This window comes from Lederbergia citri, from assembly GCF_018343625.1.
Taxonomy (GTDB): domain Bacteria; phylum Bacillota; class Bacilli; order Bacillales; family Bacillaceae_C; genus Lederbergia; species Lederbergia citri.
In genome coordinates this window covers 1,129,721-1,144,664 of sequence record NZ_JAGYPG010000002.1, presented here as the reverse complement: position 1 = coordinate 1,144,664, position 14,944 = coordinate 1,129,721, and the positions used below count along the sequence as shown (strand labels likewise).

Annotated in this window: 11 protein-coding genes; 10 read left to right on the top strand and 1 reads right to left on the bottom strand. The window is 38.2% G+C overall.

The annotated features are described in order from the left end of the window. The first annotated feature begins 116 nt into the window (after positions 1-116). From KHA97_RS14150 to KHA97_RS14105, 10 genes are all read left to right on the top strand, one after another. Entirely contained in the window at positions 117-731 is a 615-nt protein-coding gene (locus tag KHA97_RS14150) for a TetR/AcrR family transcriptional regulator (protein ID WP_213125356.1), read from the top strand. Between the two features lie 28 nt (positions 732-759). Further along, complete coding sequence (locus KHA97_RS14145) at positions 760-1,782, top strand: alpha/beta fold hydrolase (protein ID WP_213125355.1); 1,023 nt, start codon at positions 760-762, stop codon at positions 1,780-1,782. Positions 1,783-1,792: 10 nt separating this feature from the next. Then, positions 1,793-2,320 (top strand): hypoxanthine phosphoribosyltransferase, encoded by a 528-nt coding sequence (gene hpt, locus KHA97_RS14140; protein ID WP_213125354.1) that lies wholly within the window; start codon positions 1,793-1,795, stop codon positions 2,318-2,320. Between the two features lie 124 nt (positions 2,321-2,444). Beyond that, positions 2,445-3,176, top strand: coding sequence for a sulfite exporter TauE/SafE family protein (locus KHA97_RS14135; RefSeq protein WP_213125353.1), 732 nt, complete (start codon positions 2,445-2,447; stop codon positions 3,174-3,176). Between the two features lie 197 nt (positions 3,177-3,373). Continuing rightward, positions 3,374-4,660, top strand: a complete 1,287-nt coding sequence (locus tag KHA97_RS14130) for an MFS transporter (protein WP_213125352.1) — start codon at positions 3,374-3,376, stop codon at positions 4,658-4,660. 115 nt (positions 4,661-4,775) lie between these two features. Further along, positions 4,776-6,656 carry a molecular chaperone HtpG gene (gene htpG / locus KHA97_RS14125; protein ID WP_213125351.1) on the top strand — a complete coding sequence of 627 codons (1,881 nt, stop codon included), beginning with the start codon at positions 4,776-4,778 and terminating at the stop codon, positions 6,654-6,656. A 637-nt stretch (positions 6,657-7,293) separates the two neighbouring features. Continuing rightward, complete coding sequence (locus KHA97_RS14120; RefSeq protein ID WP_213125350.1) at positions 7,294-10,350, top strand: efflux RND transporter permease subunit; 3,057 nt, start codon at positions 7,294-7,296, stop codon at positions 10,348-10,350. A 249-nt stretch (positions 10,351-10,599) separates the two neighbouring features. After that, a complete protein-coding gene (ypfJ, locus tag KHA97_RS14115) occupies positions 10,600-11,442 on the top strand; it encodes a KPN_02809 family neutral zinc metallopeptidase (protein WP_213125349.1) in 843 nt (280 codons plus the stop codon). A gap of 19 nt (positions 11,443-11,461) precedes the next feature. Continuing rightward, a complete protein-coding gene (locus tag KHA97_RS14110) occupies positions 11,462-11,956 on the top strand; it encodes a cupin domain-containing protein (protein WP_213125789.1) in 495 nt (164 codons plus the stop codon). A 143-nt stretch (positions 11,957-12,099) separates the two neighbouring features. Then, positions 12,100-13,371 (top strand): MFS transporter, encoded by a 1,272-nt coding sequence (locus KHA97_RS14105; protein ID WP_213125348.1) that lies wholly within the window; start codon positions 12,100-12,102, stop codon positions 13,369-13,371. Positions 13,372-13,498: 127 nt separating this feature from the next. On the opposite strand, the gene KHA97_RS14100 is transcribed toward KHA97_RS14105, so the two are convergent. Continuing rightward, entirely contained in the window at positions 13,499-14,728 is a 1,230-nt protein-coding gene (locus KHA97_RS14100; RefSeq protein ID WP_213125347.1) for an EAL and HDOD domain-containing protein, read from the bottom strand. Between the last annotated feature and the right edge of the window lie 216 nt (positions 14,729-14,944).

Here is a 14,944-nt window from a genome sequence, read left to right as displayed (position 1 = left end):
TCAATTCACATTATTAATTTTATGGGAAGAATATTCATTTGTAAATAAAAAATGTTGGAAAAAAGTATGGACTTTCTATCTAACGTTCGTTAGAATTAATTTGTAGGAGTGAAAATATGGAAAATAAAATTTCAACTAAAGAAAAAATATTAAATATCGCTATTGATTTATTTTCCAAGTCTAGCTTTAGCGCAGTGTCGATACGGGACATTACGAGGGAAGTGGGGATTAAAGAGAGTTCTTTATACTATCATTTTAAAAATAAAGATGAACTGCTCGATAGTATTTTTTCTATCTTTCAACAAGAAATCGGAAAGGTCTGTCCGCCACTAGATATACTGGATCAAATCTTGGAACAAACGACTCCCGAGCAGTTTTTACAACAAGGTCTCCAAAATTTTAAATCTTATATATGTGATAATCCTAAAATGTCTAGGATATCCCGGATATTAAGTACGGAACAGTTTAATCATCCAAGAGCAAGGTCGATTATTTTAAATGATTTGTACGAAGATAATATTAAATTTATCGAAGTGGTTTTTGCAAAATACATAGATTTAGGGTACATCCAGGAATATCCTCCTCGGCTGCTTGCTGTTGAATATCAATATCCTGTATTTTCGATGATTACTCAATATCAAATTTTACAATTCGAGGGTAAAGATACTTCAGAATTAGAAGAACTATTGCACGACCATGTCGAGTTTTTTGTCCATAAAATCAAAAAATAAAAAGAATGATTAAATTTAGGGGTGTCATATGAAATTTTCAAAGGAAGATTTTAAGATTTCGGAGTCGGGAATCAGTAGTTTAGAAAGTATTATGATTGGTGGGGTAAAACAAAGCATTTTAATACAATCGGAAAATCCGAAAAATCCAGTGCTGCTTTTTATTCACGGTGGACCAAGCATGCCGGTGCCCGGTGTTGCGAACAGGGGTTTAGACTATGCGTTAGTTACAACGACAAAAGAACTCATTAAACATTTCACCGTTGTTTTTTGGGATCAGCGTGGAACGGGAAAGTCGTATTCCAAAGATATTCCAAAAGAGACGATGCATCTAAAACAATTTATAAGTGACGGACTTGAAGTGACGGAATATTTGCGTAACCGTTTTAAAAAAGAAAAAATTCATCTCGTCGCTCATTCATGGGGAACAGTAATTGGTTTGCCACTTGCTTCTCAACACCCGGATAAATATTACACTTATACTGGTTTCTCACAAATTCCGAGCTGGGTTGAAAATGATAAACTTAGTTATAAATGGTTACTCAAAACGGCAAAAGAAAATAATGATAAAAAAGCATTGCGAGAGCTTACTGAAGTCGGTGCTCCACCATATCTAGAAGGTTTCGAGCAGTGGGCTAAAATTCGAAAATGGCAATTCAAGTACAAATCGATGTTTTATGATGCAGGCGATAAAAAATCCGCTACCTTTTTTTCAGGTCTTAAAATTATGCTAAGATCGAAAGACTATTCATTTATAGATATTTACAATTCTCTTGTAAGAGGCTTCAAACTGTCTTATTCGGAGAAAATGTTAGAGGATATTAATACGTTTGACTTTTTTAAGGAAGTGCCTTTACTCCAATTGCCTGTCCTGTTTATTCACGGTGGTAAGGAAAAGCATGTGATGCCGGAATTGATTCAAAGATATTACGAGCAGTTGGATGCCCCAGAAGGAAAGCAACTGCTTTGGTCCGATAAATCTTCCCATGCCTTTCATATAGATGACGCACGTGAAAATGAGCAGAGGCTGATTACACATCTTACTAGAAAGTAGGTTCTCATTTATGCCTTATGAAATCAACAATGTCATGATCTCCGATGCGGAAATCAGACAAAGAGTAAAAGAATTAGCAGTAGAAATAGAACAGGACTTTAATCACGAACCGATTTTTTTGATTGTAGTCCTTAAGGGATCTTTCGTATTTGCAGCTGATTTGATTCGTGAAATGAAAGGAGATATAAAAATCGATTTTATCTCTGTTTCCAGCTATAGCGATCAAACAGAATCGACGGGTAAAGTGAGGTTATTAAAAGATTTAGATGCGAATATTACCGATCAGAATGTAGTTGTCGTCGAGGATATCATTGATAGCGGTCTAACACTTCATTTCTTGCGAGATCATTTGATGATGCATAAACCAAAACAAATTAAAATTTGCACTCTATTGGATAAGCCAGAAAGAAGGAAGATTGACTTGCCAGTTGATTATGTTGGTTTCGTCATTCCCGATGAATTCATAGTAGGCTACGGAATAGATTATGCTGAAAAGTATAGGAATTTACCTTATATTGCAACGGTAAAAGAAGTATAAGCCAACATTTTTGAGTTGGTTTTTTTGTTTCATAAGAAATTCTTATACATTTTTATAATTAATATCAATTTTACTTATGATGGAATCCGTACTATTCTTAAGATGAATTAAGGAGGTGCGGAGTATGGAGTATATAATGCTTTTTATTATTGGAGTTTGTGCAACAACCGTTGGGACATTAGCAGGCGGGGGAGGATTCATTAGCTTTCCAGCTATGTTAATTCTAGGGATGCCTGTCCATTCAGCGATCGGCGCCAACAAAGTATCAAACACGATAAGTTCGTTCTCTAGTTTTTTTCATCTATATAAAAAGAAAGAAATATCCTTAAAAGAGTCGTTTTGGATCATTCCAGTCAGTCTTGGCGGTGGATTGAGCGGGGGATATATTGCATCAAAAATATCTGGAGAGCATATGTACATCATCGCTATCATCCTATTAATATTTGCTTTTGTCACTTCTTTTAAAGGAAAGGGCAGTTTTACAGGAGAAAATCCTTTAAAGATGAATAGATTTAGTGTCCCAGGCCTTTATGGTATTGGAATATATGACGGACTTTTTGGCCCTGGCCAAGGAACCTTAATGTTTTACTTATTTAGTTACTTGAAAATTTCCTATATCCGAGCTGTTGGACTTGTGCGCCTCGCGACTTTTTCGAGTTGCTTCGGAGCAGCCATTTCATATATCGCAGCTGGAAAAATCATTTGGCCATTTACGATCGCACTTCTACTCGGCTCTTTGTCAGGTGCTCAAATTGGCGTTCGGATTGCTGAAAAGCTGAAACCACAATATGTTAAGCCAGTTTTACGTGTTGTGACGGTATTGCTTATTATTCATATTGTGGTAGATCAATTATAAAGAAAACATGTAAGAAAAGAGTTAGTTTAGAATAGAATTTAATGTTGATATACTTCGTAAAAGCTAAGGAAATAACCTGTTTCCTTAGCTTTTTTTATTGTAAAATTAATTTGAATATTCAGTACCAAGTGAGTTTGTCATGTGGCGGGATATCTATGAATACTAGTAGAAAAGTAGGTTTAAATGGAGGCGCTTATATGAAAAAAAGTCTTGTTAACTCCCCGATGATGTATGCGTTTGGTATGTTGGCTATGATGATTCCTAGTCAAGCTTTTAGCTCTTTTTATAGTTACTATTATGTTGACAAATTAGGATTGGGAATAGGATTAGCAACATTAGCACGTACAATTTTTATGATTTGGGATGCGGTTAACCAGCCCTTATTTGGATATTGGTCCGATCGAACCAAGACAAAGTATGGTCGGAGAAGGCCGTGGATTTTTGGAGCCATACCATTTTTTATGTTAACTTTCATCATGATATTCTCACCGCCAAAAGATATATCAGAGATGGGGCTTTTTACTTGGTTTTTGATTGCCCTAGTTCTGTACGAAGCGGTAGCGACAGTTATTTGGGTAAACTACGGTGCGCTTTTTCCTGAACTATTCAGAGGAGATAGAATTCGTGCAAAAGCCTCTGCCATTCAACAAGGTTTTCAAATTGTTGCACTCCTCATTGGCACAGCATTAACTCCTATTTTGTTTACGACGATGGGATTTAGCAAAATGTCGATTATATATGCAATTGTATTTGCTATTTTTATGCTTCTATTTTTAATGTATGTTAAAGAAAATGAACAGGCTGCCAACACTCCTAAACTTAGTTTAAAAGAGTCATTTGGCGAAACATTAAAAAATAGACCGTTCTGGTTAGTAAATATGGCAAATTCATTCGCCCAAACCGTTAATGGTTTACTTAGTTCTATGATCCCGTTTTACGCAAAGTATGTATTGAAAATCCCAGAAGTTCAAAATACTATTCTATTAGCTTCCGTGTTTATTTCTATCATCCCACTTGTTGCTGTTTGGTTTTGGCTCATTCGTAAAATGGATCCAGTACGGGGGTGGAGATTGTCCATGATTGCTTATGCCATTTCAGTACTGCCGCTTTGGTTTGGTTCCAATTTAATGAGCGGAATTGTTGCAGGGGTTTTAGTAGGCTTTGGAATGGCGGGCTTTCTCGTAACACCTCCAATCGTCAACAGTTTGATCATCGATATGGATTTTGAAAAAACTGGCCAAAGACGAGAAGGGGTTTATACGGCAGTAAGTGGCTTCATCACACGTTCCAGCGGGTTAATTTCTGCTCTCGCTTTTCTGATTGTAGGTATAATTTTTGGCTATGAAAGTGGCGAAAATCCAGGACCTAACCCTGAGGCAACCTTTCGTTATTTAATTAGTATCGTTCCATTCGGGTTACTGTTAATATCAATATTTATCACTTTATTTGTAAAAATTGAAAGGAAGTTTACTAAAGCAGACTAGAATATTGACAATCAATTTTTAAATATGTTATTTAATTAATCATTAGCACTCTGCGTCGCAGAGTGCTAAAATAAAGTTGTCTATTAAATACATATGATGGAAAGGAGACTTTTTCATGGAAAAAAAGCTATTCCAAGCAGAATCTAAAAGGCTATTGGAAATGATGATCAACTCCATTTATTCTCAAAAGGAAATTTTCCTTAGGGAGTTGATTTCGAATTCCAGTGATGCCATCGATAAAATTTATTACAAGGCTCTAACCGATGATTCGTTAAGTTTTGACAAAGACAGTTACTACATAAAGGTGAAGGCTGATAAAGAAAACAGAACTTTAACAGTAACCGATACTGGTATAGGAATGACGAAGGAAGAATTAGAAACGAATCTCGGAATTATTGCTAAGAGTGGTTCTTTAGCATTTAAAACTGAAAATGAAATAAAAGATGGCCATGATATTATTGGTCAATTTGGTGTTGGATTTTATTCCGCTTTTATGGTCGCTGATGAGGTTACAGTCATTAGTAAGGCTTTAGGAAGCGATGAAGCATATAAATGGCATTCTTCTGGTGCTGACGGATATACCATCGAGCCATTTGAAAAAGAAACGGTCGGTACAGAGATCACATTAAAAATCAAAGAAAATACCGAAGAAGAGCAGTACGATGAGTTCTTAGAAGAGTATAGTTTAAAATCTATCATCAAGAAATACTCAGACTTCATTCGCTATCCAATTAAAATGGATGTTACGGAAAGCAAGTTAAAAGAAGGCACTGAAAATGAATACGAAGAGGTTAAGGAAGAGCAAATCATCAACAGCATGGTGCCGATTTGGAGAAAAAATAAAAGTGAGCTCACAGATGAAGATTATGAGAATTTTTACTCGGAGAAACACTATGGCTATGACAAACCTTTAGCTCATATCCACACTAGTGTTGACGGGGCTATTCGTTACAACGCGATTTTATATATTCCTGAAAAAACTCCATTTGACTATTATTCTAAAGAGTATGAAAAGGGCTTAGAGTTATATTCAAATGGCGTATTGATTATGAATAAATGCGCTGATCTTCTACCAGATCACTTTAGCTTTGTAAAAGGAATGGTCGATTCACCGGACCTTTCATTAAACATCTCAAGGGAAATCTTACAGCATGACCGCCAATTAAAGCGAATCGCTAACAATATTAATAAAAAGATTAAAAGCGAATTGCAAAATCTGTTGAAAAATGATCGGGAAAAGTATGTGAAGTTTTATGAATCATTCGGAAGACAGCTTAAGTATGGCGTGTATAGTGACTTCGGAATGAATAAAGAAACATTGCAGGATTTATTGCTATTCTATTCTTCCAAAGAGAAAAATCTCGTCACATTGGATGAATATGTATCAAGAATGCCTGAAGATCAAAAATATATTTATTATGCTTCTGGTGAATCTAATGAAAGAATTGAAAAGCTGCCACAAACTGAATTAGTAGCGGATAAAGGTTATGAAATCTTGTATTTTACAGAAGATATTGATGAGTTCGCGATTAAAATGTTGATGAACTACAAAGAAAAAGAATTCAAATCAGTCTCAAGCAGTGATTTAGGAATTGACGCTGCAGATAATGAAGAGAAATCCGAAACGGAAGAAAAAGCCGATCAAGATCTCTTTAATGAAATGAAAAATATTTTGGCTGATAAGGTGAAGGACGTCAGGGCATCCAAAAGATTGAGATCCCATCCTGTATGCTTCTCGACAGATGGTGAGGTCACAATTGAAATGGAAAAAATCTTAAATTCCATGCCAGATAACCAAAATATCCAGGCTGAAAAAGTATTGGAAATCAATAAACATCATGAAGTTTTCCAATCCTTAAAAGACGCGTTTGAAAAAGATAAAGAAAAATTATCACTATATACAAATTTACTGTACAACCAAGCCCTATTAATTGAAGGCTTGCCAATCAACGACCCGGTTGAGTTTACGAATGATATTTGTAAAGTAATGGTTTGATTACAAATAGGCTGTCCAAAAAGTCAGTGAAAACTAGCTTTTTGACAGCCTTTTTATTTGCTTACCAGGAAATTATTAAATTGAACTTTGTGGACAACTTTCAAGGCGGGAAGTTTTTGTCCAGCTCCAGCGCCTATCGACTAGCAAACTTCTTGTCCTTCTCCCTACGATAAGTCAACATGGGCTCGTCCCTCGCCGTGTTTCCTTTATCTCAGTCGAAGGCCCTGAAGTTTGTACGTCGATGGAAAGGCGCTTGCGCTTTTGTTTCCTTTCTCCAATAAAAGGCGAGGGAGTCCGATTTCCTTATTGTTACTAGTAAAGCAACTCCATTTTTGAAGGAGTTGCTTTTATTATTTAGCAGCCCAATGAGCCAGATATGAATCTATTTTATTAAAATCCTCTCTAATCATATGAATCATTCCGAAATGCATATGACTTTTAAAAAGACCATCTGCATTCTTAGTTGTTATCCGAGGGCTTTACACTAATTCTTGCTAGAAAATATTTCTAAGTCTCCAGTCGGAGGTAATTTTACATATGCAGCCTGAGGTTAGGGAAGGGAGGAAAACCTATAATGAAAAAAGAAAACGTGCAAAAAGGGAAGGATAAAAAATAGTTAACGAAGGAGAAAAAAGTGATGCAGTCATGGATTAAATTTTCATTAAAGAACGCAGGGGTTATTTTTATCGCCATGTTAATGGTGATTGTGGGTGGTATTTATTCCGTCAAAACAATGAAGATGGAGTCGATGCCGAATGTCGACATACCGTATATTATCGTACAGGTTCCATATGTTGGAGCTACCCCAGAACAAGGTTTAGAGGATATAGGAAAGCCGTTGGAAACTACGCTGTCAGGAATCAAGAAACTGGATAATCTCTATATTGAAGCACACAGCAATGTAGTTGTTGGGATTCTCGAGTTTAATATGAGCAAGGATATGGAGGAAGCCGAAAAGGATGTGACAACAGCTGTCGCTTCAATCAAGCTGCCGGAAGGAGCTGATAAACCTCAAATTCTAAAGGACGGACCTTCTGCGATGCCGGTTTTTCAGTTTGCGCTTTCGTCTGAAACAGCCAATCAATCCGATCTGACACAATATATCAATGAACACATCAAGCCATCCTTAGCCAGAATAGACGGGGCAGGGGCCATTGATATAAATGGTGAGACTGAAAAAGAAGTGGCCGTCAAACTGGATCCGGAAAAGATGAAGAAGTACGGGATTTCCTATGAGACCGTAAAGCAAACATTTTTAGCACATCAGTTCTCGTTTCCTGCCGGGCAGGTCAATGTTGATGATAAAACCTTGAATGTGCAGGCTGATTTTAAACTGGGATCTATAAAAGCTGTTGAGGACATTCAAATTTTGGCCCAAGGTTCTGCTGGATTAGTGAACGTGAAATTGTCGGAGATCGCCTACGTTTCATATAGCAATAAAAAGGAACAAGTCTATACTCGATTGAATGAAAAGCCAGCTGTTTTGGTAGAAATGAAGGCACAGCCAGGCTCCAATACAGTTGAAGTGGTTGGTAAGGCGAAGGAAGTATTGGATAAATTAGATCTTCCAGAGGGCTATACGTTAACCAAATTATATGACACTTCCAAGGAAGTAAAAACATCGGTTGATGGGATGCTTCGCGAAGTATTGCTGGGTACGTTGTTTGCGGTTATTGTAACATTCTTGTTTTTGCGGAATATAAGAGCAACCATTGTTGCCGTGCTTTCGATTCCATTATCGATTTTGGCCGCGATGGTGACGATGAAGTATTTGGACTATAGTTTAAACATGATGACCCTCGCTGGGATTGCCGTTGCGGTCGGCCGGGTGATTGATGACTCAATTGTTGTCATTGAAAATGTTTATCGCAGGACCCTGATTAGTCCTAAACGGGATGAGCGGATGGTATTGACGGCTGCTAAAGAAGTGGGTGGAGCGATTACCTCTTCCACGCTGACAACGATTGCCGTGTTCGGACCGCTTTCGTTTGTACCAGGAATTATTGGCCGATTCTTTGCGCCATTTGGCATAACAGTCATCGTTGCACTGGCGTTTTCATTGATCGTAGCTTTGACGGTCGTGCCATTATTGGCGAAGTTATTTTTACTAAGGATCAAGCATAAAGAAGTGAAGGAAACTTGGTTTGAAAAAGCCTATAAGAATACTTTGTCTTGGGTGTTAAATCGCCGTGCTGTGACGATTGTACTGGCGGTGGTGATGTTTGCCGGGTCACTCGCCTTGGTTCCGATGATTCCGCAGAACTTTTTACCGCAGGAAAAAGCCGTTTCCTACCGGTTAACAGGGGAATTACCGGATGGCACTTCGTTGGAAAAGGCAAATGGGCTGGCAATGAAAGTAGATAAGATTTTAGCTGAAGAAAATCATATTAAAAATGTTCAAACGATTGCGAACGGCAACTATATTGTTTTTTCCATCGATTTAAAAGAAGCTGTAACGAAGGAACAAACGAATGATTTTGAAAAGAGTGTCAGATTTAAGGTTGAAAAATTGGACGATCAAATGCAGGTGGCACTCGCTCCTGTCGGGATTGTCGGAACAAGCGGGCTGGCGCTGATTGTTGAGGGTGGCAATGCCCAAAATTTAGAGACCGCCGGGAAGTTGATTGTTGATAAAATAAAGGATATTGATGGGTTGGAAAATGTCCAATCGAATCTTTCTGGAGTGAAGGAACAGCTTCAGTTGTCGATTGACGATCAGAAAGCAGCTGAAAAAGGGTTGAACCCGATTATGGTGGCCGGTTTCGCTAGGGAGCTGATTGCAGGTAATCGTGTTGGAGATATTCAAGTTGAAGGGAAAACGACAAGTGTAAATTTGTTGTTGAATAGTGGTTCGGGAGACTCCATTCATGATATTTTGAGTCAAAAAATCATGAGTCCGATTGGGCAGGAAGTGACTCTTTCCGAAGTAGCAACACTTTCAAAACAGCCTAGCCCTTCGGCGTTGTACCGGTTAAATCAGCAACAATATGTCCAAGTTACGGGTCGGATTACGACTGATAATTCTTCAGGCGTGCAGGCAGAGGTCGAAAAGCGGCTGAAAACCTTAGATTTGCCGGATGGGATCACCTATTATTCCGTTGGTCAGGCGCAAGCAATGAATGAAGGATTTACAAATATGACTATAGCGATGGCTGTTGCCGTAGTGCTTGTGTTTATCGTGATGCTAGTGGCGTTTGGAAATATGGTCATGCCGATTGCGATTCTTTCATCTTTGCCTTTCTTATTCTCGGGTGGATTGCTTGGATTGTATCTGACAGGGCAGGCTCTCGGAATGCCGGCACTGGTTGGGTTCTTGATGTTAATTGGAATTGTTGTTACAAATGCGATTGTGTTAATGGAACGGGTAAAGCAGAATGAGAAGAAGGGCATGGAGATCACAGCAGCTTTACTTGAGGCAGGTAAGACACGTCTTCGCCCAATCTTGATGACGGCGTTGGCAACGATCGGTGCGCTATTGCCTTTAGCCCTGTCCAGTGATGCTGGATTGATTTCGAGGTCTTTGGCGATAGTCGTTATTTCTGGGCTGTTGACTTCGACTCTGTTAACCCTAGTTATTGTTCCAACGACATATCATATTTTGCGCTCTATAATGGCGAGATTTAGCAGGAAGAATGAAACAGCAGTGTCTGTCACAACAAGAAGTGTGGCGAAGATGACGGGACTTTTGAAATGATTAGGAAAGAGAAGTGTTTAATAAGCACTTCTCTTTTTTTAGTAAGTAAAGAAAGTATTATTTTTATTATAGGTCTGTAATTTTGGTGTCTAGCTCCAGCCCCCAGCCCCTCGTGGTCAAATGGATGGCTTGCTCTTTTCTTGTGGTGCTTATTCTAAATTTACTTTTTTCCTTTCTCTTAATATTTATATCTACATAACTTGGGTATATCAATAATACGCACAAATAGCCTTAGGGAGATGAAATTACATGCGATGGGAAGGCAGAAGGGGCAGCACTAATATAGAAGATAGAAGAGGAAGGGGCGGAACGATGATCGCTGGAGGTGGAATTGGCGGTCTTATTCTCCTGCTCGTTTTTACGTTTCTCGGAGGGGACCCAGGCTCCTTGTTGCAGGGTGTGCAATCTCAAGGGTATGACAGTCCGCCACCATACGAGGAAACGGCAAAAGAGAAGCGACTATCAGAATTTGTCTCTGTCGTTTTAGCAGATACAGAGGATGTATGGAGTGAGATTTTTAAGGAGAAAGGTTTTGTGTATAAAAATCCGACATTGGTATTATACAGCGGTAGTGTCCAATCCGCTTGTGGAGCGGCAAGTTCAGCAGTCGGCCCTTTCTACTGTCCGAGCGATCAGAAGCTTTATATCGATTTGAGCTTTTATGATGAACTCCAGCAGAAATTCAATGCTCCTGGTGACTTTGCGATGGCATATGTCATAGCGCACGAGGTAGGACATCACGTGCAGAAACTGTTGGGGACGAGTGACAAAGTTGCGGCACTTAGACAAAGACTCAGCGAAAAGGAATACAATATATATTCTGTTAGACTTGAATTGCAGGCAGATTACTATGCAGGCGTATGGGCAAATCATGCGGAAAGTTTGAATCTATTAGACGAAGGTGACATTGAAGAGGCAATTAATGCGGCAAGTGCAGTGGGTGATGATACACTTCAGAAAAGGGCACAGGGATACGTCGTGCCCGAAAGCTTTACTCATGGAACATCGGAACAAAGAATGCACTGGTTTAAAAAAGGTTATCAATCAGGTACTTTAGAAGAAGGAGATACTTTCAATACTTCGGAATTGTAAAGGAGGAGTTACGTTGAAAATGAATGTTAATACCATCATGTTTCGAGACGATGGAGAGATTCCTAACAATCCTGATTTTCCTGTCATAGTGTATGAACATGTCTTTAAGGATAATCCTAATGATATTGAGGCTGCATTTAATCGCCATGACTGGACGGGCAGCTGGACAGGGGGAGTATTTGACTATCATCATTATCATAGCAATACACATGAAGTGCTTGCTGTAAAAAGAGGTAATGCCACAATCCTTGTCGGGGGAGAGGAGGGCGAACGCCTCCGAGTAGAGACGGGTGATGTGATGGTTCTTCCGGCTGGAACAGGGCATAAAAAAATAGATAGCAGCGATGACTTTGAGGTTGTAGGTGCGTACCCTGGAGGTATAACTCCTAATCTAAGAAGGAGAGATACAAAGTCACGTAATCAAGACTTATCTGAGATCAAACATGTACCGATTCCTGAAACAGACCCAGTGTTCGGAGATAAGGGTCCATTGTTAGAAAAATGGATAAAGTAAGAGGAGGATTGGACTGTGAGTCTAATCCTCCTTTTCGTTTTTATATAAATAAGTCTGTCACATTTCAAAATGTAAAATGGATGACTATCATTTTCATAGGTGTATAATGAAAAAGATATTGAAAGTAACAGGAGACGACATCATTGGAAAAACAAAATAGTAAATATAGATGGATTGTATTTTCGACTGTATTACTAACTTATTTTTTAATTGTAAGTCAACGAACAGCACCGGGATTAATTACAGACCAATTAATGCATGACTTTAAAGTGTCAGCGGCAACAATTGGGCTTTTGACGAGTATACAATTTTTTGCCTATGCCAGCTTGCAAGTTCCAATTGGGATTTTATCAGATCGTTTTGGTCCGAATATATTTTTGATTGTAGGGGTTTTGCTTAATGGGGTAGGAACGTTAGTGTATAGCCTTGCGCCAAATGAATTCGTTCTTCTTCTCGCAAGGCTGATGGTAGGAATTGGTGATGCGACCATCTGGGTTAATTTAGTTTTAATACTTAGCCAATGGTTTAAAGTGAAAGAGTTTATTGGATTGCTTGGTATAGCTGGAATGGCTGGAAGCTTAGGGGTGTTGATGGCAACCGTCCCATTTTCAGCGTGGATTAACCTAACAGGCTGGAGATCTGCCTTTTTTACGATAGGGATTATTTTATGTCTTTGCGCATGCCTTCTTTATTACGTCCTTGCGAAAAAGCCGAAACAAATCATTAAAGATTACCGTGTCATTAACAACTCTTTTAATGTAGGAGAACCGAAAAGAGAAAAAACATCCAAATTGCTGAGAAAAATATTTACTGATCGTCAAGCATGGGCGACCTTCTTTTGTCACTTCGGTCTTGTAGGGACGTATATTGGATTCGTTGGATCTTGGGCCGTACCTTACGGAATCCATGTGTATGGGATGTCGCGTTCAAGTGCAAGTCAGCTTGTGATGATAGGTCTCATTGGAGCACTCATAGGTTCGCCTTTGGCAACTTGGATTGCCAGTAGACTAGGAACTATTAAGCGCCCTTATGTAATGGTACACTTTATTATTTTTCTATGTTGGCTAGCATTGTTTTTAGTTGGTGGAAAACCACCATTTGCAATACTCATTATTCTTTTCATAATCATTGGTTTTGGCAATGGAGCAAGCTCCTTAACATTTGCTGTTGTCCGGCAATCGTTTGACATAAAGGTGGTTGGAGTCGTATCGGGTTTTGCTAATACAGGTGGATTTTTAAGTGCTGTCCTCCTACCAAGCATCTTTGGGAAAATACTTGATCACTTCCACACTTCCCCTAGTACGGTAGGATATCATTATGGTTTTATCATTCCCGTTGTCTTCTCATTAATCGGATTAGTCGGTGGTGTTTTGATTAGGGAACAACGGCAAGAAATAAGACAAACAGCAGGGTGATCATTTCACCAAACAAGAAAAGTGTTAAAGCCTGGAGCTAGAAAGGACTTACGGCTATCGGAAATAATCCTAAGTAAAACTTCAACAATGTAAAAAGGAAAATCCTATCATTTAAGGATTTTCCTTTTTAAATATCCATTAATTGTTGTGCCCACGTAAAAGCTTCATAGTAGCTGTTATGAGCAATACTATCTTCAATATTCAGCTTCTCACAACAGATGCCAAACCCTTCCCAATCTCCTTTTTCAATGGAAATAATCAAATCAAGCGTATCCTTCATCTGGTTAGAGTGCCCTTTTAAAGCTTCACAGATGTCTTCTTGAAGCGGCATGGAGAGTAATATTTCCTCCATGTTCAGACATAATAATACATCCATAAGAGAGAACATTCCAGTTAAAAAATAGGAAGGTGCTTCCTTATGTTTATACCTATGTATCGCAATGCGCTCACACATTTTCGCCCTAACAAGACTATTGAAAAACATTTCCTTGGACCATTCACTGTTTCCGGTGACATTTCCTCTAATAGATAGAATATAAAGCCATTTCTTCAATTCCGTTAATCCAAGTCGAACGATTGCTTGTCTTATGGAATTTATTTTAGTAGCAGACCGAAAAGCAGGTGAATTGATTAATTTAAGGAGTTTATAAGATAACGATAAATCTCGCTCGATTAGCTCAGTTATTTGTATGAGATCTGGTTCTTCATCAGATAAAAGATTGAGGATCATTAAATAATTTTGAAAAAACTCAGGCACATCCTTAGTAGAAAGAATAACAGGCTTAGAAAAATAGTAACCTTGAAAATATTCATAGCCAGCTTTTACTGCCGATTTAAATTCCTCTTCTGTTTCAATCTTCTCAGCAAGTAATTTATAGTTATAATGCCTAGAAATATATTCTATGATTTTTCTTGTTTGTGCTGTAGTCTCTCGAAAATCCACTTTAACAATATCTGCAAGTTCCAACAAAGGATAGGAGAATGGATTTTCCTTATTTAAAACAAAGTCGTCAAGAGCTATTTTGTATCCCTGACTTTTAAGTTCTTTGCATATAACGACTAATTCTTGAGTAAATTCCACAGTTTCTAGAATCTCTACTACAATCTCATTTGGTTTGAAATAAGAGGGGATTTTTAGATTCAGCAGCCTTTCCGTAAAATTGACAAAGCATGGCTTTCCATTTGAAAGCTGATTGATTCCAATATTAATAAAACTATTAATGATGACATCAGTCGTGGCGATATCTCCATCAATTTCCGGGAATATATTCTCTTTATTGCTGCGATAGAGAAGCTCGTACGCAAAGACTTCCTTCGCTCCTGTAAAAATAGGCTGTCTAGCTACAAAAAAATCCATCTGGCTCCCCCTATAATTCGCAATTATATGCCGAAATTTTCAGAAAATAATTTATGTAAAATTGAACCTATTTAGAATATTACAAAACCTATTACCACTATAAATGATAATGAAAGCAATTACAATGACCTAGGAAAAAATACTTAAATAAATCCCATATATTTACAGTGATGCGATTAGTAAGAAGCATTTGATATAATGTATTCATTAAGAAAG